The organism is Pseudomonas marincola (genome assembly GCF_900682675.2).
Taxonomy (GTDB): Bacteria; Pseudomonadota; Gammaproteobacteria; order Pseudomonadales; family Pseudomonadaceae; genus Aquipseudomonas; species Aquipseudomonas marincola.
Genome location: NZ_LR215729.2, coordinates 3,740,487 through 3,759,657 on the forward strand (window position 1 = coordinate 3,740,487; position 19,171 = coordinate 3,759,657).

Below are 19,171 nucleotides of genomic sequence, written 5' to 3' on the forward strand. Positions count from 1 at the left end.
TGCATCATCCTTACCCTGTGAATCAAAAACGCCCGAGTCTTGCGAGCCGGGCGTTCTCGGTATGGCACCAGCAGGTGGCCAGGTCAGTCAACGTCGTAGTTGAGCAGGTCTTCATATTGCGCACGGCGGCGGATTAGCCGGCTGCCTTGTTGCAAGTCGACCATCACCGCTGCGGCAGCCTGGCGGCCACAGTACTCGGTCATGTTTTCCAGCGCATAAGCGCCCACATCCAGCAAGGCGATTATGTCGCCCATGCCGGTATCTGCCGGTAACTCGCGCAAGTTGGGCTGATTGACCAGAACCTTTTCCAGCACGCTGCGATGCGCATTCAATGCAGGCTCAGCCGCCAGCAAGGAACTGACTGCGCCCTCGCCTTCGATGTCGTAGTAAGTGTCACTGCTGTCACACAGCGGGCCGGCCATGCGGCAGTTCTTGGTTTGCACATCGTCCGCGCGCGAGGCGTTGACCATGTGGAAATACCAGCCGTGATAGATATCGAACAGCACGCTGTAACCGGCATCGAGGTAATACACCGGATTGTTCTGGCGTTGCTTTCTGGCTTCGATGCGACTGAGCAAAATGGCCGTATCGCTGACCATGCTGCGCCCGGGCTCGACGATGATTTCTATTTGCTCGCCCAGCGCTGCAGCAATCGGTTTGATCAGATGCCTGGAGAGTTGGGCGAAGTCGATACTGGTGCGATAGTTCTCGCCGTAGTGCGCGGCCACCCGGCTAAAGTTCTCTTGCGCACTGCTGTAGTTTTTCGGAAAGCCACCGCCGAGGTTCACATGCTCCAGCGGGTACGGCAGCATCTCGCAAACGTGGCGGACGTAGTCGATTAAGAACTGTGCCTCAGCCTCGTAAATCGCTATGTCGTTTACCTGAGTACCAATGTGCGCGTGCACTCCGACCATTTTCAAGGCATCCGGGTGCTGCACAATCAGCTCGATCGCAGCAGCTTGCTCAAGGCTGGTCATGCCGAATTTGGAGCTTGATGTACCGGTTTGCCAGCCCGCGGCTGCGCCGCCCTGAATCTCGGGAATAATGCGCAAGGTCAGGCGAGCCTGCTGCTTCAACTCGGTGGCCACCTCAAGAATGCGCTGGACCTCGCTCAGCGAGTCGACATTGATAGCGCCAATGCCGGCCGCGATCACCTCGCGTAGTTCACCGCGCTGCTTGGCCACCCCGTTGAACACCATGTCGGCAGGTTTGTATCCGGCAACGCAGGCTTTGTAGAACTCACCGCCGGAGTTGACCTCGACCGCCAACCCGCAATCCTTGAAGACTTTGAGCACGGCCAGATTGGCGCACGCCTTACTGGCAAAACACACACGGGTGTTGGCGTGCTCGCGGCGGAAATTGCAGAGGATATCCAGCGCGTTTTCGCGCAGGCGGGTTTCCGAATATACGTAAAGCGGCGAGCCGTATTGAGCAATCAACGACTCGGCCTGAACCCCATCAATCAGTAATTTATTGTTCTCACTGGTCAGGTGCTCGGCTCTCTTCCATGGGTGTAGCGCAACAACTTGGCTCATAAATACTTACTTGTCTGGGTGAATAAGGCGTGGGTGGAGAACAGCAAGTAAGAATCAGCCGGCATCAGGCATTTATCAAATGCATATTAATTATGTAATAGATTCTCGTAGGCTATGCGTGCAACCCCGAGAGCGACCTCTAGCAGCTTGAGACCCAGATTGAGCATAAGTGTGGCTAACTGCTGTTTGCGAAATACCAATCGGAAGCGCCAAGCGCACAATATTGCAGGGCACAGATTGCCTTTGAGCCAGCATTTTGAGCGAGCGAATGAGCCTTGCGCGGGCACTATTAAGTCACCCGCAACACATCGCTCTGGCATTGAACGGACAAGGCAGCGCGACATCCCTAGCAGAAAATCCGTACAAAACTATGGACACAGATCAATTTGGCAGCAGTTTTCCACAGCAAAGCTGCGACCTGGCGTCGCACCTCCGGCGTGCGATTTTGCCTGCTTAAAAGTCGCTACAGGCCAGATTTGATAGGGACCTAACAAACTTCAATCCCCAAAAAAGAGCCGTATCTTGGGCCTTCATCGAGGCACAGCTGGCTATTTGTAACTTGAAGTTACCGCCGTAATAACTTGTAATAATTGCGCCACCCTTCATACGGATCTGTGAAACTCCACACCATCCAGCGAAGGGTAACTCCACGCGCAGGCATTGCTCGTGGTGGCTGAATAACCCGTCGGCTCACACCGTTCAGTGGGATTCACCTCAAAGGATTGTCCGCAGCAAACCCCTCACGGGGTCACGCATACGCTGACTAACAATATTCCAAACAGCGCACAACTCAGTTTCGCCACGCGAGAACTGGACGGGACAACTTCGTCTGGCGTTCTTGCGGCAGCTGAGTTTTGCGCAAAAAAACGTCCGACAGCAAGCGCCGTCAGGACCGTGTCGGCATCGGCGCCCTGAACAGAGAGGGCAGGCGCCGGGGTCAATTCATCCATTAAGGCCGCAAGATGAAAACTGAGCAGTATCTTGGATACCTGAAACGACTGACGTGGCTGCCCTTGCTCATGCTGGGTGGTTGCAAAATGACCTTGCTCGACCCCAAGGGTCAGGTCGGCGTCGATGAGAAGTCACTGATTATTACCGCGACTTTGCTGATGCTAATCGTAGTGATCCCGGTAATCGTGATGACGCTGGCATTTGCCTGGAAATACCGCGCGTCCAACACCAAAGCCACTTATAAGCCGAACTGGGCTCACTCCACGCCAATCGAGTTGGTTGTCTGGTTGGTGCCCTGCGCAATCGTCGCAGTGCTGGGCACTATCACCTGGACCACCACCCACGAACTGGACCCTTACCGTCCTCTCGACTCGGACGTGAAGCCAATCGTAATTCAGGCGGTTTCGCTGGACTGGAAATGGCTGTTTATCTATCCGGAACAAGGCATTGCCACGGTTAACGAGATCGCCTTCCCGACCGACACGCCGGTGAGCTTTCAGATCACCTCGCAGAATGCGATGAACTCATTCTTCATCCCACAACTGGGAAGCCAGATTTACTCGATGGCTGGCATGCAGACCAAATTGCATCTGATCGCGAACCACGAGGGCAGCTTCGACGGCCTGTCCGCCAACTTCAGTGGCGACGGTTTCTCCGACATGAAGTTCAAGGCCATAGCCACCTCCCAGAAGGGCTTCGATGCCTGGGTAAGCAAGGTCAGAGCCGCCCCCACCCAGCTGGATCAGAACAATTATCCGCAGTTGGTGAAGCCCAGCGAAAAAGCGCCGGTGCAGTACTTCGCGGCGGTGAGCCCAACGCTCTATCACTCAATTCTCATGCAGTACATGCACGGCCCCTCGACGTTGCTTGATGGCAATCAGGCTGAGGCCGGGATGAACAGCAAGCAGCCCATGCAAATGCCCATGAACGCAAGTATCAAGGAGTAATCACTGATGTTTGGCTTGTTAACGCTTGACGCAGTGCCCCTGGACGTCCCCATTGTCATGGGCACTCTGGCAGTCGTCGCCCTGATTGGCCTGGCCGTCGTGGCCGCCCTGACTTATTACCGCAAGTGGTCGTACCTGTGGACCGAATGGCTGACCTCGGTTGACCACAAAAAAATCGGCGTCATGTACATCTTCGTCGCCATGATCATGCTGCTGCGCGGCTTCGCGGACGCCATCATGATGCGCGGCCAGCTTGCGATGGCTGAGGGCGCCAATCACGGTTTCCTGCCGCCAGAACACTATGACCAGATCTTCACCGCCCACGGTGTGATCATGATCATTTTCATGGCCATGCCGTTCATGGTCGGCTTGATGAACATCGCCGTACCGCTGCAAATCGGTGCTCGCGACGTGGCCTTCCCGTTCCTCAACTCACTGAGCTTCTGGCTATTTGTCGCCGGTGCGATTCTGGTCAACGTGTCGCTGGGCGTGGGTGAATTCGCGCGCACCGGCTGGGTTGCTTATCCACCGTTGTCGGAGCTTGGATACAGCCCGGGAGTGGGAGTCGACTATTACATCTGGGCCTTGCAGTTATCCGGTTTGGGCACGCTGCTAACGGGGGTCAACTTCCTGGTGACCGTGCTGAAGATGCGCACGCCCGGCATGAAGCTGATGCAAATGCCGATCTTCACCTGGACCTGCACATTCACCAACATTCTGATTGTTGCCTCGTTCCCGATTCTCACCGCGACTCTGGCGCTGCTCAGCCTGGACCGCTATCTGGACATGCACTTCTTCACCAACGAGCTTGGCGGCAACGCCATGATGTACATCAACCTGTTCTGGGCCTGGGGCCATCCAGAGGTGTATATCCTGATCCTGCCGGCCTTTGGTGTGTTCTCGGAAGTGATCTCCACCTTTACCGGCAAACGTCTGTTCGGCTACACCTCAATGGTCTGGGCGACTGCAGCCATCACCATTCTGGGCTTCGTGGTCTGGCTGCACCACTTCTTCACCATGGGCTCCGGCGCTAACGTAAACGCCTTCTTCGGTGTTGCCACCATGATCATCTCGGTACCCACCGGGGTGAAACTGTTCAACTGGCTGTTCACCATTTTCCGTGGCCGCCTGCACTTCACCACGCCGGTGCTCTGGACTCTGGGCTTTATGGTGACCTTCACCGTGGGCGGCATGACCGGCGTACTGCTAGCCGTTCCCGGGGCCGACTATGTATTGCACAACAGCCTGTTTCTGATTGCTCACTTCCACAACACGATTATTGGCGGGGCGGTATTCGGTTACCTGGCTGGTTTCACTTTCTGGTTCCCTAAAGCCTTTGGCTTCAAGCTCGACGAGCGTCTGGGCAAGTGCGCCTTCTGGTGCTGGATCACGGGCTTTTTCGTGGCGTTCATGCCGCTCTACGTGCTGGGCTTCATGGGCATGACCCGTCGCCTGAACCACTACGACAACCCGCTGTGGCATCCGTACCTGATTGTCGCCTTCTTTGGCGCGGTGCTGATTTTTTGCGGCATTGCATTCCAGATCGCCCAGATTCTGGTCAGCATCAAAAACCGCGATGCGCTGCGTGACCACACTGGCGATCCATGGGGCGGCCGTACCCTGGAATGGTCCACCTCATCGCCACCTCCGTTTTACAACTTTGCGCAGCTACCCACTGTGCATGCAATCGATGCATTCCACGAGATGAAAGAAAACGATACGGCCTACCTGCGTCCGGCCCGTTACAGCCCGATCCACATGCCCAAAAACACGGCTGCAGGTCTGATTATCGGCCTGGTCGGGGCGGTATTCGGCTTTGCCATGGTCTGGCACATCTGGTGGCTCGCAGGTCTGACTTTCATCGCCATGGTCGCCACCTTCGTTGTGCGCAGCTACAACCAGGACGTTGACTACTACGTGCAGCCGGATGAAATCGAGCGTATCGAAAACCAGCGCTTCCCGCGTGAGTCGGCGCATACCAACAACCGGGCGCAGACATCCGCAAAACACGCCCAGCAACTTGCGCAAGAGGTGTAATTCGCATGTCTACGGCAATTCTTGACTCGCAACACGACGCGGACTCGGCCCACGAACATGATCACGGGCATGACAGCGGTGACATGACGGTTTTCGGCTTCTGGCTGTACCTGATGACCGACTGCATTCTGTTCGCCAGCGTGTTTGCAACCTATGCAGTGCTGGTTCATCACACCGCAGGCGGCCCAAGCGGCAAGGACATTTTCGAGCTGCCATATGTGCTGGTCGAAACCGCCCTGCTGCTGGTGAGCAGCTGCACCTACGGCATGGCCATGCTGGCGGCGCACAAAGCTGACAAAGGCAAAACCATTGCCTGGCTGTTCCTCACATTCCTCTGCGGCCTTGGCTTCATTGGCATGGAAATCAATGAGTTCCATCACCTGATCGCAGAAGGTTTTGGACCGAATCGCAGCGCCTTCCTCTCCTCGTTCTTCACCTTGGTCGGCATGCACGGTTTGCACGTAACCGCCGGGCTGGTGTGGATGGTGGTCATGATGGCGCAGGTTTACACCCGCGGCCTGACTCCTCAGAACACCACTCGCTTGTCGTGCTTGAGCCTGTTCTGGCACTTCCTCGACATCGTCTGGATCTGCGTCTTCACCGTTGTTTACCTGATGGGAGTTGCCCAATGAGCCACGCACAAGCACACAGTCATGCCGGTGAAAGCCACGGCAGCGTGCGGTCCTACGCCATCGGTTTTATCCTCTCGGTGATCCTCACGGTGATTCCGTTCGCAATAGTCATGAGCGGCGATTTCTCGCGCAGTGTGGCGCTAACTTCGATGGTGGTGCTGGGCGTGGTTCAGGTCCTGGTGCACCTGGTTTGCTTCCTGCACATGAACACATCGTCTGAAGGCCGCTGGAACCTGCTGGCTTTCCTGTTCACGGTGTTGATCATCGTGATGCTGGTAGGGCTGGCGATCTGGATTATGGTCAATGCCGACCAACTGATGATGCCGTGGATGTGACCATGAAGTTCAAACGCTATCTTCTGATCACCAAGCCCGGAATCATCTTCGGCAATCTGATTGCCGTTGCAGGTGGATACTTCCTGGCAGCGCAGGGCCATATCGACCTGATGTTACTGCTGTCTACCGTGATTGGCTTATCGCTGGTGGTGGCCAGTGGATGCGTAATGAACAACTGCATTGACCGCGATATCGACCAGCACATGGCGCGCACCCGCGACCGGGTGCTGGTCACCGGCAAAATCTCGCTCAAGGCAGCGCTGGCCCATGGCGTCGTCCTGGGGCTCGCCGGGTTCAGCTTGCTGTGGCTCAAGACGACGCCACTTGCCACTGCCTTGGCGGCGGTGGGCTATGTGGTGTATGTCGGGCTCTACAGCTTATGGCTCAAGCGCACCTCGGAATATGGCACCCTGGTGGGCAGCTTGTCCGGAGCGATGCCACCGGTCGTGGGTTACTGCGCAGTCACAGGCCAGTTCGACACCGGTGCTGCAGTGCTGCTGCTGATCTTCTGCTTATGGCAGATGCCGCACTCCTTCGCCATTGCCATATTCCGCCTCAGCGATTACCAGGCAGCGGGTATTCCTGTGTTGCCGGTTAAGCGTGGGATAGACGCGACCAAGCTGCAGATTGTTCTCTATATCCTGGCATTTACTGGCGCATCGTTGCTGCTAACCCTCACCGGTTTCGCCGGTTATGGCTACTTGTTAATCGCGCTGCTGGTCAGTGCCTGGTGGTTGGTAATCGCGCTTTCCGGCTACCGCGCCGTGGATGATCGCCTCTGGGCGCGCAAGCTGTTCGCCTTTTCCATCGTCACCATCAGCGCTCTGAGCCTGATGATGTCGATTGATTTTCAGGCCATACCGCACACCAGCTTACTGACCATGTTGTAAGGCATTGCGGATGCTGGGGTGTACTGGGCGCAGCTTTGCGGCGCTCAACTCGCTCCCTTTGCCCCGCCCTGTGCGGGGCTTTTTAATTCAGCTTCGCCGGCCAAGTCAGCGAACCTTGTTTGCAGCGGCTGACGCTTTGTGAAGCGCTCAGCCTGATCAAGCCACGTGCAAACGCTTAGCGTTACTCGTTACGCCCGTGCGCAGCGGCGCTTAACTGTGCGGTATCGACCCGCACAAATATCGAGTCGCCAATCGCGGTAAGTACATCACCGGCGTACACCTCGCAGATAATACGGCTCTTGCGCCCGACTTCGCCCTCGACTTTGGCGCGCAGAGTCAGCGGCACGCCCATGGGTGTCGGCTTGATGAATTTGATGCCGAGATTGCCGGTCACACAGTCAATGCGCGGCAAGCTGCCGAGTTGGCGGCCTTCCTCGCGGTAGTGATAGGCCATTGCCGTCCAGTTGGAATGGCAATCCACCAGCATCGCGATCAGCCCGCCGTAAACCAGTTCTGGCCATCCGCAATATTTGCTGTCGGGCAAATGCTCGGCCATTACATGCACACTGTCTTCATGCCAGAAGCTCTTAACATGCAGGCCATGCGGATTGCTGGAGCCGCAACCATAGCAAACGCCTTCTGGTGCGACGGTGTCCTGGAGTGAATCGGTGTGCATGCTGAACGACCTCGATACGTCTTGAATGGGAGCCAGCTCAACGCTTGCTGAATAGTTGCGCAATGTGCTGACGGCATCGCGGCAACATACCGCAGTTTCGCCTGCAGGCAAATTTTGCGCGGCGCGAAAAACCAGCAGAGCGTGTTTAAGGCCGTGGCTGCAATTGCATTCATGCCCGCTCTGCGCTGCAAAAAAAATCTGCCTGATGGCAGCTAAATCAGCTTACCGAGATGGCCGAACAGCCGCATAATCCGCAGCTTGATTCGCGCCCTGGCCTGCACACATCCGGCACGTCCAGCTCGCTGATTTTGTGGAGAACACCTGTGGACACTAATTTCGATAACCTACGCGCAGAACGCCTGCACGCTGAACCCGATTTCGAGCGTTATCAGCCGAAATCGGGCAACAACTTTGCCGGTTTGTGGAAGCAAATCGCGCTGGGGATCGTGGTCGGTTTTACCACGCTAAGCGTACTGGGCTTTTTGGCCTCGATGCTGTGGATGAAACTGGCGCTGGGCGCGCTGCAGTTTCAAATCCCCAGTTAATCGATCGCCCGGGCTTGAGCGGGCACAGGCGCTGGCGCATTGCTTTTGATCTGAGTGGCCAACAAAAGCCCGGAGAAGATCAGTGCGCCGCCGACCCAATGGAAGCCTTGCAGCCCCTCATCCAGCAGCAGCCAGCCGAGAATGGCGGTGAATACTGGCATCAGGTAATTGGTCAGCGCCGCTTTGGCCGCGCCCATGACCCGGATGCCGTGATTCCATGCCAGATACGCGACCAGTGAGGCAAATACCGCGGTGTAACCAATTGCCGCCAGCGTGCTCGGGGTTGGCGTAAATGTCGCGCCCTGACTGAGTTCATACAGGTAGAACGGCATGATCATCGGCACGCCCAACAGCATCAGCATGCCCAGCAAAGCCAACGGTGGAATTGGCTGCAAGTACGACGCCCAGCGACGCAGCAACAGCGAATAAAGGGCCCAATCTGCCACCGCGACCAGCATGATTAAATCGCCACGATTGAACGACAACGTCTGCAATGTAGCGAAACTGCCACGGCTAATCAGCACCAGCAAACCCAGTGCCGCCAATGCCATGCCGAACCAGGCGCGGCGCAGCGGCCACTCGCCCAACAACAAACCACCGCCGATAAAAGTCATCAGCGGCAGACAGGTATTAACCAGCGTTATATTGATCGCAGCGGTGCTGTGCGCCGCGGTGTAGAGCAGCGAGTTATAGGCGGCAACGCCGGTTGCCGCGAGCACCAAGAGGCGCCAGCCGGCATTGCGCAGCGCTTGACGATGGCGCAGCAAAGGCCGGATGACAAACGGTAGCAACAACGACAGCGCCAGCAACCAACGCCAGAACGCCAGCGTAAACGGCGGTATTTCACCGTTGAACGCGCGTGCGACCAAGGCATTTCCCGACCAGCACAACACCGCCAACAGCAGGCCAACCATGGCCAACATGCGTGAGTTATTCATAGGCTTCAGCTTTGCCCGAGCGGACGCAGGCGGTATTGGTTGGGCAGCTGATCAATACCTTCGACGGTGACGTTGAGGTCTTTCCAACGACCGTCTTTAATGCCGTAAATGCAGCCATGCACCGACAACGGCTGGCCGCGATGCCAGGCATTCTGGACGATGCTGGTGTGGCTGACGTTGGCCACCTGATGGATCACATTCAGCTCGCAAAGGCGGTCTACCCGCGCCTCTTCGGTCGGCAGTTTTTCGAGGCTCTTGCAGTGCTCGTAATAGAGATCGCGAATATTGCGCAGCCAGCCGTCAATAAGCCCGTACTGGGTGTTCTGCATGGCCGCACGCACGCCGCCGCAACCATAGTGGCCGGTGACCAGAATATGTTTGACCTTGAGCACGTCCACGGCGTACTGGATAACCGACAGGCAGTTCATGTCGGTATGCAGCACCACATTGGCAACATTACGGTGAACAAACAGATCGCCTGGCAACATGCCAACGATTTCATTGGCCGGAACGCGAGCATCGGAACACCCGATCCACAAGTATTCGGGCGTCTGCTGCTTGGCCAGTTTGGCGAAGAACTCAGGGTCCCTTTGAGTGATCGACTCCGCCCAGCGAGCGTTATTGTCGAGCAGTTGCTGTAAGTCACTCATGGTGCTTCTCCCGGGTATTCAAGCGCGCACAATACGCAAGACATGCTGAGCATGACAAGCTACTTGACCTGTGAGTCACAGTCACGCGCGCTGATGCCGCAAGCGGTGATTGCCCGGCCCAAACAAAAAAACCCTCAAGCCGGTGAACAACTTGAGGGTTTTATCTGTAAGCGCAATCAGTCGATCAGGGTACACGCCATGACCAGCGCGTCTTCACGCCCGCCAACGGCCGGATAGTAGTCACGACGACGGCCAATCTCATTGAAGCCGTAACGCTCATAAAGGCGATACGCGGTTTCGTTGCTGGCCCGGACTTCCAGAAAGCACTCACCGGCTTTCAGTTGCAGGGCTCGCTGCATCAAGTGTTCGAGTAGGCGCAGGCCCAACCCACGCCCCTGACTTTCGGGCTTTACAGTGATATTGAGCAGGTGCGCTTCATCCAGAATCACATTGATTACGCCGTGACCCACCTGCTGATTGCCTTCAAACATCACCCAGCAGTCATACGATTTAATGCTGTCGAGAAAAGTGCCGCGCGTCCAGGGGTGACTGAACGCTGCGTATTCCACTTTCAAAACTGTTTCGATATCTGCCTCTGTCATCGGCCGAAAACTAATTGCGTCACTCATTCAGCCTGACTCATCCAACGTTGGCGCACTCGGCGCATCGCTTGCCAAAGCTCAGCCTTGCGGGCTGGCTCATCCATTAACAACTCCAACCCGGGCAGTGCCCAAGCCGCGCCGACACCTTCGACCTGCAACTCGCGGTTATAGGCGTCTTCGTGCGCATCGCCGGCAAATCGAATTGCCGGTAATCCAACCAGCCACAGGCAGCTGCAACCGCCCTGCTCTTCGATGCGTGCGGCGGTAAATGACTGCACAAACTCCAGCGCCGCCGCCGGGCCTTGATCCATGTTGCCGCGTGACAACAATGGCCAGCGCACCGGCTCCCCGATTATCTGCGGGCTGTCCGGCAGGCCAGCGGCACGCAGCAAGTCTTTGAGCAGCAAGTAAGCCGGGTCGCGCCCTTGCAACGCCTCGCCTGTGGGCAGTTCAACCAGAACATGGCACGCCCCGGCCTTCAGTAGCTGCAAGGCAAAACGCGGCGGCTGTACAGCAACCGGCTTGGCACTGACCTCAGTCGTAGCCTCAGCTTTTTCAGTTTCGCCATCATCATTGGCCGGTGGATTATTACGCGCTGGCGTTTGCGGACGTGCGCCTTCAAGTTGCGCGCGAACACTTTGCAGCCCCGCAGCGCCCTGTGCGGTTGCCACCGGTCGGGCGGGTTCCCGTTCGGCAGTTTCAGCCGCTTGCACGCGCTGTTGTGCAACGGGCTCGGCAGTTGGTGTAGCAGCCATTTCCGGTTCAGCCGGGAGAACCTCAAGCAGTTCGGGCCGCGATGGCGCAGCAAATGGCAGCACGCCACGCGGCAGCCAAGTGGCAACCTGCATGGCGCTTAGATATGCACGGCGGCGTAATTCTGGAATCAAACGTCAGCTACCTGTGGATGCGCCTTGAGTCCCATTTGCATGAGATTCAAGGCATCAATGTAGGCTTTGGCCGAGGCCACCAGAATATCGGTGTCGGCACCATTACCATTAACAATACGGCCACCCTTCTCCAGGCGAACAGTCACCTCGCCTTGCGAGTCTGTGCCTTGGGTGATCGCGTTTACCGAGTAGAGCTGCAAGGTGGCCTCTGACCGGGCAATCTGCTCCAGCGCCTTGAAAGTCGCATCCACCGGCCCCGAACCTGCCGATCGGGCGCTGTGCTCAATGCCGGCAACGCTGATCACCACTTTGGCATCAGGCACTTCACCGGTTTTGCTGGCTACTTCCAGCGTGACCAACTTGAAGTGCTCGGGCGCCTCGGCGGCCAGCGTCTCGGAGACCAGCGCTTGCAAGTCTTCGTCAAAAATTTCGTGCTTCTTGTCCGCCAGATCCTTGAAGCGGGCAAAGGCTGCATTCAATTCAGCCTCACCGGCCAGAACAATCCCCAACTCATCGAGCCGGGTACGGAAAGCGTTACGCCCCGAGTGCTTGCCCATGACCATTTTATTGGTGTGCCAGCCGACGGATTGCGCCGACATGATCTCGTAGGTTTCGCGGTGTTTGAGCACGCCATCCTGATGGATGCCCGACTCATGGGCGAAGGCATTGGCGCCCACGATGGCCTTGTTTGGCTGCACCGGGAAACCGGTAATCCCCGAGACCATGCGCGAGGTGCTGAGGATATGCGGCGTGTCGATGTTGGTGTGCACACCCAGCAGATCTTCACGGGTTTTAATCGCCATGACGATTTCTTCGAGCGCCGCATTGCCCGCACGTTCGCCCAAACCGTTGATGGTGCATTCAACCTGACGCGCACCTGCCACCACGGCGGCTAACGAGTTGGCAACGGCCAGCCCGAGGTCGTTATGGCAATGCACCGAGAACACCGCTTTGTCGGCATTCGGCACACGCTGCAGCAACTCGCCAATGGTGGCGGCGTACTGATGCGGTATCGCATAGCCGACCGTGTCGGGAATATTAATGGTGGTCGCACCCGCATCGATGGCGGCTTCGATGATGCGGCACAGGAAATCAATCTCGGAGCGCCCGGCATCTTCACAGGAGAACTCAACGTCGGCGCATTGATTACGCGCCCGCTTAACGGCATGCACCGCCTGCTCGATGACCTGCTCGGGCTGCATGCGCAGCTTGTACTGCATATGGATCGGGCTGGTGGCAATGAAGGTGTGAATCCGCCCGGAGTTGGCGCCGGCCAGCGCTTCAGCCGCGCGGTCGATATCGGCGTCTACAGCACGGGACAAACTGCAAACGGTGCTGTCCTTGATGTGGTCAGCAATCGCCTTGACCGCCGCAAAGTCACCCGGACTTGCAATCGCGAAGCCCGCTTCAATTACGTCCACGCGCAGGCGTTCAAGAGCTTTGGCAATGCGCAGCTTTTCTTCACCGGTCATCGAGGCGCCCGGGCTTTGTTCACCATCACGCAGGGTGGTGTCGAAAATTATTACGCGATCACTGCTGCTCATGCTCAGCTCCTGTTGCCCAGACGATTAAGGCGTCTGGTAAAGGCTAGATTCAGTAACGCCGATTGTGGCTATCACGCCGCTCACCCGCGCTCCAAGGGTCGGGTGCGCGGCAAAATACCTCGGCCCGAATAACAAGAACTCGAACCTGACAGGTGAATTGTGGCTGGAAACACGGCAAGCGGAAAGGCCAACGATGCCGGACGGCACAATTGAGTGAGAAATCGGCCCTGTGCGGGCGCTAAAGATAAGGTTGCAGCAGAAACCAACTAAAAGCGGCGCGGATTAAGCCTCAAGCCCTGCAAACAGGGTAAGCAGGCGGCCAACAACGGCTTTGCGCAGCAGGCGGATGCTGTCGCTGGACATATGAGTCAGATGCGCAGGATTGATCCGATACAACTCCAGCGACGGCATCCGCGACTCGTAGCTGCGCAGGTCGCGCTTGAGCAATACCGGCAGGAAGTCATCGTTTTCTTCGCGGTAGCGCTTGATCAGAAGTCGCAGGCCATTTTGAAAAGGTAATTCGCTTGAGGCCAGCAAACGGCACTTGTTCGGGATTTTCAGGTAGACCCCGGAATGCCCGAGCACTTCACCTGGCAATATATGCACACCGGTGGGCTCTATCGCCGCCGCCGGAATAGCCTGAAACGTAGAGTGCCAGGCATTTTGGTTGGGCAAGATAGTGATGCTGCCATGCTCGGTACTCGGCATAACGAAGGTGTACTGGCCGTACAGCGCCTCTTCGAAATGCGAATAGATGCACAGCCGGCTTTCGAAGCGCTGGATAAACGCCAGCGCTTCATTGCGATCAGTAATCGCCTGTTGATCCCAGGATAGGTCGTGCGGCGCATCAAGCGCCGCCCAGCAATCATCGTGATACATAGCCGCCACTGCAGACATAAAATTCATCTCAAACGAGTCGATTCAGACACTTGCGCAAAACATGCCAACTTGCCGAGCTAGCCATATGGGCAACATAGTGCCTGTATAGCCGGGTAAATCCCTGGCAAAAGTCGCAAACTGCCGAAATACGTCAGGTCCATCAAAACGTACTGCCAAACCGATCACACATAGCCTCTGATCGGTTGAAGCGTCATAAGTTTCGGTTCAATGCAGTACAATCAGCGCTTTTATTGATTGAGCGACCCGCACTTCAATGATCGATCCAAAGCGCGTACTGCGTGCCCTTGCCGAACACTGGACGTTACTCGAGCCGCTCTGCGAGCGTTTCGATACCGGCACACTAAGCCTGATAGAGCTACGCGCTCAGCTTTCAGCCCAGTTGCCCGATAGCACACCAGTGGACACCACCGCCCTGCTCGACCAGTGGATTCGTCTGGACATTCTTGTGCCTGTGGCCAAGAGCCCCAACCGTTTCGAGCTCAATGCGCAAATTCACGACTTCCTCGCCTACCTGCGTCGCGAACACCGGCTTGGCCTTTGCCTGGAAATCGAAGCGTACCTGCGCCACCTGGAACGGCTTGCCGGTTATATCCGCGATGCTTTCGAGGTGCGAGACGCACACGACCTGGCCCGCCAGTTGCGCCTGCTCGACATGCGCGTGCGTGATGTACTGAAAAAACTCGCCAACGATGAACAAGCCTTGGTCGCGGTGGCCGAGCGCGCCAAGACCAGCGACCGGCAGATTCCGCTGCGCCAGCGCTACGCCGAAGTCCTGGCCACCTGGGATGAATATGTCGAGCCGATGATTCAGTTGGTCAGCGCCGATGGTGCCTTTGAACAGGGCGTGTATCGCGTCGAGCATGTGTTGCTGCGCTTGCTGACCGAGCAACAACGTCTTGGCCAATTGGTGGATGACGACCTGCTGCTGCGCACCCACGCGCGCATCCTCGAGATGCAGACCACCGCGCAGCTGACCTTGCGCCGTGCGCGCGAATTATTGCTGCCGCTGCGTGAAGAAGCGCGTCGGCATAACGCTGTCACCCGTGGCGCTGCCCTGGCGCTGGCGGCCATCCGCCGTAAAGGGATCGACGCCGTGCCGCAAGCCTCGCTGGCGTTGTTCAATCGCCCGCAAAGCACCTTCCTTGGCAGCGCTTCACAGGTTGAGGCATACGTGTATGCACTGGCGCGCTTTGAGCCCAAGCCGGCGCAGTTCCCTAAAGCCAGTGGCAGCCGTAAAGGCCCCGCACCGCGTTCGCCGCGCACAGCACGCGAGATGATCGAGCGCTGCGAGCAAGCGCTGCCGTTACCCGACCTGATGAGTTGGTTGCTTGAGCAAGAACCGGAGGGGGCAACCGATGAGTTGCTCTACTGGTTCTCGCGTTTGTCGCGTGATAGCCGTTTCCAGCGCGAGCGCCTGGAACGTCGCGACTACCTCACCGCCGAGCATCAGCTGAACCTGAGCTCATTCACCCTGATTAAAGGCCACACGGCATCCGCTAACAACGAGAAGAACAACGCATGAATATTGATCTCTCAGAGCTGTCGCAACTGGCGCCGATATTTCGCGAGCTGTTCAAGGGTTACCACCTGAGCCGCCGTGACCCCGAACTGTATGCCCAGCTTTCGAATCAGCAAGACCAGTACCGCACCCTGTTCAAGGCACTCGGTTTCGAGCTGAGCTGTGACCCGCGCGGTTTCTATTACTTTGTCCCGGAGCAGGCAACGCCACAGGTCAACAAGACGGCGCAACGTTTGGCGCTGTTCACCTTCATTCTGGTTGAGCATCTGGCGGATCAGGGCCGCGACCCGCTGTCTGTGCTGGATGGCGGCAGCCTGGGCCGTGATGAATTGCCGTCGCTGCTCGAAAAGTATCGTGACCTGTTCCTGCAAACCGAAGTCACCACGCAGGAAGAGCTTGAAGAGAAAATCATGCGTCGCCTGTGTCAGCTGGGCTTTGCCAGCGAAGACAACGGCATTTATCGCTTTCTGGCGCCGATGCACCGTTTCCTTGATGTCTGCCTTTCCGTCCAGCAGGACCGCGATCTGGCGGCCGCGCTGCACAGCAACTTGCCACTGCCAAGCCCGGTGCTGATCGACGAAGACGAGGAAGAAGCCATCATCAGCCTCGAATCCGAACCACAGAGCGAAACTGAAACCGAAACCGAAGAACAGGCTCTGGCCCGAGCGTTGGCCGAAGAACGCGCCCTTCAGGAGAATGATGCATGAGCCAGGAACGCTACGGAATTCGCCGCTTCGCCCTGCTGAATACCGCCGGTTACAGCCTGGGATTATTCCCGCTGGAAAACCCGCTGTCCGTTTATGGTGCCAACAACCTCGGCAAGAGTGCGTCGATCAACGCGCTGCAATTCCCGATTCTGGCGCGCATGTCGGACATGAGCTTCGGCAAGTACAGCCTTGAGCAGTCGCGCAAGTTCTACTTCGCCACCGATACCAGTTACATTCTGGTCGAAGTCAATCTGCCGCACGGCTCGCACGTTATCGGCGTGGCCGGCCGCGGCCCCGGTGGCGGCTTCGGTCACCAGTTCTTCGCCTATGCCGGCGAGCTAGATCTGGACCATTACCAAAAGAACGGCACCTGCTTGCGCCAGCGCGAACTGTTCAACAACCTTGAGCGCGAAGGCATCAAGGCCTATGAACTCAAGCCTGACGAACTGCGCCGTCTGCTGGTGGGTGGACATACGTCTATCCCGCTGGACCTGACCCTGATTCCGCTGCGCTCGACCAGCGAGCAGAGCCTGAAAACCTTCCGCGCCCTGTTCATCAACTTGCTGCACATGCGCGAAATCACCGCGGCCAAGCTCAAGCAGCTGTTCCTTGATGCCTTCGAGCACAGCCTGCGTTCGGGCAGCGTCGATTACATTGCCGCCACTGAAGAGGCCTTCCGCGACGTTCGCCGCATGGAGCAGGATTATCAGGCACTGGTCACCGCTGGCCCACTGATTGAAGCCTTGTCTGCTGGCGTTCATCAGCGCGAAATGCTGCGCGGTAAGCTGCATCGCATCTCGCCTCTGCTCGATAGCCTGCTGGGCAGCTGGCAGGATTACGCCAATGCGCGCCGTGAAGAGTTGGTAATTCAAGCCGAACACTACCGCAGCGAGCAGGATGGCCTGCAACAGGAGCAACGCGGCGGCACCCAGGAACTGATGCGCATGGAGCGTGAGATCAGCGAGATTCAACGCTGGCTGGGCGAATTAAGTGTGCTCAAGAACCGCTTCGCACTGGTTGAAGATCCCAAGGTGCTGGAGCAACAACTGCTCGCGGCCAAAGATGCTCACGATGAGCTGGCGGGTGCGTTGGCGCAATCGCGTCAGTTCTCCAGCGAAGACATTGGCGAACGCCTGCGCGACCTTGAGCAGCGCCTCAAGTCGGTCAAGCAGCAGCTTGAACATGCCGATAACAACAGTTACTCACGCTTGCGCGAAGAGTTCTCGCAGCAGGACGTTGATCGCCTGATGCGCTTGTTCAACGGCCAGTTGTTCAGCTTGCCGCTGGGCGCGAAAGGCATTCAGCTGGACGACAGCGATGCGTGGGTGAAGTCGCTTGAAGCAATTCTGGATGGCTTTACCGGCGACCAGTTCGAGGTTCCAGGCCTCTCAATCGACTTGTCCAATATCGAGCCGCCCGCCCTGCAGGCACTGGCTGACCGCGCCGCTTTGCGTGATCAGAAAGACCGCCTCGACCGCGAATACAAGCAACTGAAAACTCAGCAATCAGTCGCTTCCGACCGCGCCGCAAGCAAGGCGCAGGCCGAGCAGTTGTATCAGGGCGTGCTCGATGCACAGAAGGCTTTGGAAGACTTCCGTCGCCAGCAAACCCTCACGGTAGAAGAGCCGCAAAAGCTCGAACAACTGGCGCAACTTGAAGCCTCGAAGGATGAACTGACCCGCGCCAGCGACTCGTTCACCGAGCGCGTGCAACAGTTGTCGGCCAAGCTGCAATTGATCGGCCGCCAATTGGCCGATCTGGAAGCCAAGGAACGTACGCTTGAAGACGCCTTGCGTCGTCGTCAGTTGCTGCCGGCAGACTTGCCGTTCGGAACACCGTTCATGGACCCGATCGATGACTCGCTGGATAACCTGCTGCCGCTGCTCAATGACTATCAGGATGCCTGGCAGGGCTTGCAACGTGTCGACGGGCAGATTGATGCGTTGTACGCGCAAGTTCGTCTCAAGGGCGTTGCCAAGTTCGACAGTGAAGATGATGTCGAGCGTCGCCTGCACTTGCTGGTGAACGCCTACGCGCACCGTCAGGACGAAGCCCTGACACTTGCCAAGGCGCGCCGCGCTGCCGTTACCGACATTGCGCGGACCCTGCGCAATATCCGCAGCGACTACGACAACCTTGAGCATCAGTTGGCGTTGTTCAACCGCGAAATCAACAAGCGTCAGGTATCGAACCTGGAGAGCTTCCGTATCGTCTTGGCGCCGAACAAGGAAGCACTCAAGCACATCGACCAGATTATCCACAGCGCCGGTCAGTATGAAGAAGGCGAAACCCTCTCGGTATTCGACCTGTCGCAATCGGCGGAACAGGACAGCAAGAACGAAGAGGCCAAGGAGTATCTGGCGCGTCTGGTTGCGGCCAACCACAACCAGCTGGGCTTGAAGGAGCTGTTTGAACTGGCCTTCGAGATCACCAAAGTGGGCGGTCAGCCGGTTATCCACACCGACATCGATGGCGCGGCCTCGAACGGCACAACGATGACCATCAAGGCGCTGACCAACATGTACTTGTTGCTGCACCTGATGGACCGCGATCAAGCCGGACGCGTGCGCTTGCCGTACTATCTGGACGAGGCTGCCGACATCGATGAGCGCAATCAGCAGGCACTGATCGAAACCAGTTTGCAGCTCGGTTTTGTGCCGATTCTGGCGTCGGTAAAACCACAGGTTTCGGCTCACGTAGCGATCGACCTGGAAGGTGGCAGCGGCCCGAACGGTATCTACATCGACGAGGCCGACTGGAAATACATCAAGCCTCGCGACAGCAAGGCGCAGGCCGTTGCAGCGCCACAGGCTGATACCGAACTGGCTTAATGCCAACGGCTAGCTGAACTGCAGTCGCGGCTGATCGCGCTGCAG

The 19,171-nt window shown here is 57.5% G+C and carries 17 protein-coding genes; 9 read left to right on the forward strand and 8 right to left on the reverse strand.

Annotated elements, in window-relative coordinates:
- Window positions 1-83: 83 nt before the first annotated feature.
- A complete protein-coding gene (locus PMYSY11_RS17315; RefSeq protein WP_150547560.1) occupies window positions 84-1,535 on the reverse strand; it encodes a diaminopimelate decarboxylase family protein in 1,452 nt (483 codons plus the stop codon).
- A 962-nt stretch (window positions 1,536-2,497) separates the two neighbouring features.
- Between PMYSY11_RS17315 and cyoA the strand changes: the two genes are divergently transcribed.
- The 5 genes from cyoA to cyoE are packed head-to-tail and all read left to right on the forward strand — an operon-like array spanning window position 2,498 to window position 7,327.
- The gene (gene cyoA, locus PMYSY11_RS17320; protein WP_150547561.1) at window positions 2,498-3,433 is read left to right on the forward strand and encodes a ubiquinol oxidase subunit II; all 936 of its coding nucleotides are present in this window, start codon (window positions 2,498-2,500) and stop codon (window positions 3,431-3,433) included.
- A 6-nt stretch (window positions 3,434-3,439) separates the two neighbouring features.
- Entirely contained in the window at window positions 3,440-5,470 is a 2,031-nt protein-coding gene (cyoB, locus tag PMYSY11_RS17325; RefSeq protein WP_069900715.1) for a cytochrome o ubiquinol oxidase subunit I, read from the forward strand.
- Between the two features lie 5 nt (window positions 5,471-5,475).
- On the forward strand, window positions 5,476-6,102 hold the full coding sequence (gene cyoC, locus PMYSY11_RS17330; protein WP_150547562.1) for a cytochrome o ubiquinol oxidase subunit III: 627 nt from the start codon (window positions 5,476-5,478) through the stop codon (window positions 6,100-6,102).
- Window positions 6,099-6,437, forward strand: coding sequence for a cytochrome o ubiquinol oxidase subunit IV (locus tag PMYSY11_RS17335; protein WP_150547563.1), 339 nt, complete (start codon window positions 6,099-6,101; stop codon window positions 6,435-6,437). The genes cyoC and PMYSY11_RS17335 overlap by 4 nt, the downstream gene beginning before the upstream one ends.
- A gap of 2 nt (window positions 6,438-6,439) precedes the next feature.
- Window positions 6,440-7,327, forward strand: coding sequence for a heme o synthase (gene cyoE, locus PMYSY11_RS17340; protein ID WP_150547564.1), 888 nt, complete (start codon window positions 6,440-6,442; stop codon window positions 7,325-7,327).
- 181 nt (window positions 7,328-7,508) lie between these two features.
- On the opposite strand, the gene PMYSY11_RS17345 is transcribed toward cyoE, so the two are convergent.
- A complete protein-coding gene (locus PMYSY11_RS17345; protein ID WP_150547565.1) occupies window positions 7,509-8,003 on the reverse strand; it encodes a PaaI family thioesterase in 495 nt (164 codons plus the stop codon).
- 323 nt (window positions 8,004-8,326) lie between these two features.
- On the opposite strand from PMYSY11_RS17345, the gene PMYSY11_RS17350 reads away from it, so the two are divergent.
- Complete coding sequence (locus PMYSY11_RS17350; protein ID WP_069900786.1) at window positions 8,327-8,548, forward strand: hypothetical protein; 222 nt, start codon at window positions 8,327-8,329, stop codon at window positions 8,546-8,548.
- Here the strand turns inward: PMYSY11_RS17350 and PMYSY11_RS17355 are convergent.
- The 6 genes from PMYSY11_RS17355 to PMYSY11_RS17380 form a co-directional block, all read right to left on the reverse strand.
- A complete protein-coding gene (locus PMYSY11_RS17355; RefSeq protein WP_150547566.1) occupies window positions 8,545-9,486 on the reverse strand; it encodes a DMT family transporter in 942 nt (313 codons plus the stop codon). The two genes, PMYSY11_RS17350 and PMYSY11_RS17355, sit on opposite strands and share 4 nt — an antisense overlap.
- Before the next feature lie 5 nt (window positions 9,487-9,491).
- A complete protein-coding gene (gene can / locus PMYSY11_RS17360; protein ID WP_150547567.1) occupies window positions 9,492-10,136 on the reverse strand; it encodes a carbonate dehydratase in 645 nt (214 codons plus the stop codon).
- A gap of 176 nt (window positions 10,137-10,312) precedes the next feature.
- Window positions 10,313-10,765, reverse strand: coding sequence for a ribosomal protein S18-alanine N-acetyltransferase (rimI, locus tag PMYSY11_RS17365; RefSeq protein WP_150547568.1), 453 nt, complete (start codon window positions 10,763-10,765; stop codon window positions 10,313-10,315).
- The gene (locus tag PMYSY11_RS17370; RefSeq protein ID WP_150547569.1) at window positions 10,762-11,625 is read right to left on the reverse strand and encodes a YML083C domain-containing protein; all 864 of its coding nucleotides are present in this window, start codon (window positions 11,623-11,625) and stop codon (window positions 10,762-10,764) included. The genes rimI and PMYSY11_RS17370 overlap by 4 nt, the downstream gene beginning before the upstream one ends.
- The gene (locus tag PMYSY11_RS17375) at window positions 11,622-13,169 is read right to left on the reverse strand and encodes a 2-isopropylmalate synthase (RefSeq protein ID WP_069900707.1); all 1,548 of its coding nucleotides are present in this window, start codon (window positions 13,167-13,169) and stop codon (window positions 11,622-11,624) included. The genes PMYSY11_RS17370 and PMYSY11_RS17375 overlap by 4 nt, the downstream gene beginning before the upstream one ends.
- A 282-nt stretch (window positions 13,170-13,451) precedes the next feature.
- Window positions 13,452-14,048, reverse strand: coding sequence for a hypothetical protein (locus PMYSY11_RS17380; RefSeq protein WP_239655499.1), 597 nt, complete (start codon window positions 14,046-14,048; stop codon window positions 13,452-13,454).
- A gap of 274 nt (window positions 14,049-14,322) precedes the next feature.
- Here PMYSY11_RS17380 and mksB point away from each other — a divergent pair, with 274 nt between their 5' ends.
- Genes mksB through mksF form a run of 3 tightly spaced genes read left to right on the forward strand, consistent with a single transcriptional unit; the run spans window position 14,323 to window position 19,126 of the window.
- Entirely contained in the window at window positions 14,323-15,591 is a 1,269-nt protein-coding gene (gene mksB, locus PMYSY11_RS17385) for an Mks condensin complex protein MksB (RefSeq protein ID WP_069900705.1), read from the forward strand.
- Complete coding sequence (mksE, locus tag PMYSY11_RS17390; RefSeq protein WP_150547570.1) at window positions 15,588-16,295, forward strand: Mks condensin complex protein MksE; 708 nt, start codon at window positions 15,588-15,590, stop codon at window positions 16,293-16,295. The genes mksB and mksE overlap by 4 nt, the downstream gene beginning before the upstream one ends.
- Entirely contained in the window at window positions 16,292-19,126 is a 2,835-nt protein-coding gene (gene mksF, locus PMYSY11_RS17395) for an Mks condensin complex protein MksF (RefSeq protein WP_069900703.1), read from the forward strand. The genes mksE and mksF overlap by 4 nt, the downstream gene beginning before the upstream one ends.
- The last annotated feature ends 45 nt before the right edge of the window (window positions 19,127-19,171 follow it).

What these genes read in the sequence shown, in the direction of transcription:
- mksB (WP_069900705.1), top strand. Translation starts at nt 14,323, where the DNA reads ATGATCGATCCAAAGCGCGTACTGCGTGCCCTTGCCGAACACTGGACG.
- PMYSY11_RS17335 (WP_150547563.1), top strand. Translation starts at nt 6,099, where the DNA reads ATGAGCCACGCACAAGCACACAGTCATGCCGGTGAAAGCCACGGCAGC.
- can (WP_150547567.1), bottom strand. Translation starts at nt 10,136, where the DNA reads ATGAGTGACTTACAGCAACTGCTCGACAATAACGCTCGCTGGGCGGAG.
- mksF (WP_069900703.1), top strand. Translation starts at nt 16,292, where the DNA reads ATGAGCCAGGAACGCTACGGAATTCGCCGCTTCGCCCTGCTGAATACC.
- cyoC (WP_150547562.1), top strand. Translation starts at nt 5,476, where the DNA reads ATGTCTACGGCAATTCTTGACTCGCAACACGACGCGGACTCGGCCCAC.
- rimI (WP_150547568.1), bottom strand. Translation starts at nt 10,765, where the DNA reads ATGAGTGACGCAATTAGTTTTCGGCCGATGACAGAGGCAGATATCGAA.
- PMYSY11_RS17315 (WP_150547560.1), bottom strand. Translation starts at nt 1,535, where the DNA reads ATGAGCCAAGTTGTTGCGCTACACCCATGGAAGAGAGCCGAGCACCTG.
- PMYSY11_RS17345 (WP_150547565.1), bottom strand. Translation starts at nt 8,003, where the DNA reads ATGCACACCGATTCACTCCAGGACACCGTCGCACCAGAAGGCGTTTGC.
- PMYSY11_RS17380 (WP_239655499.1), bottom strand. Translation starts at nt 14,048, where the DNA reads ATGTATCACGATGATTGCTGGGCGGCGCTTGATGCGCCGCACGACCTA.
- mksE (WP_150547570.1), top strand. Translation starts at nt 15,588, where the DNA reads ATGAATATTGATCTCTCAGAGCTGTCGCAACTGGCGCCGATATTTCGC.
- PMYSY11_RS17355 (WP_150547566.1), bottom strand. Translation starts at nt 9,486, where the DNA reads ATGAATAACTCACGCATGTTGGCCATGGTTGGCCTGCTGTTGGCGGTG.
- PMYSY11_RS17375 (WP_069900707.1), bottom strand. Translation starts at nt 13,169, where the DNA reads ATGAGCAGCAGTGATCGCGTAATAATTTTCGACACCACCCTGCGTGAT.
- cyoE (WP_150547564.1), top strand. Translation starts at nt 6,440, where the DNA reads ATGAAGTTCAAACGCTATCTTCTGATCACCAAGCCCGGAATCATCTTC.
- cyoA (WP_150547561.1), top strand. Translation starts at nt 2,498, where the DNA reads ATGAAAACTGAGCAGTATCTTGGATACCTGAAACGACTGACGTGGCTG.
- cyoB (WP_069900715.1), top strand. Translation starts at nt 3,440, where the DNA reads ATGTTTGGCTTGTTAACGCTTGACGCAGTGCCCCTGGACGTCCCCATT.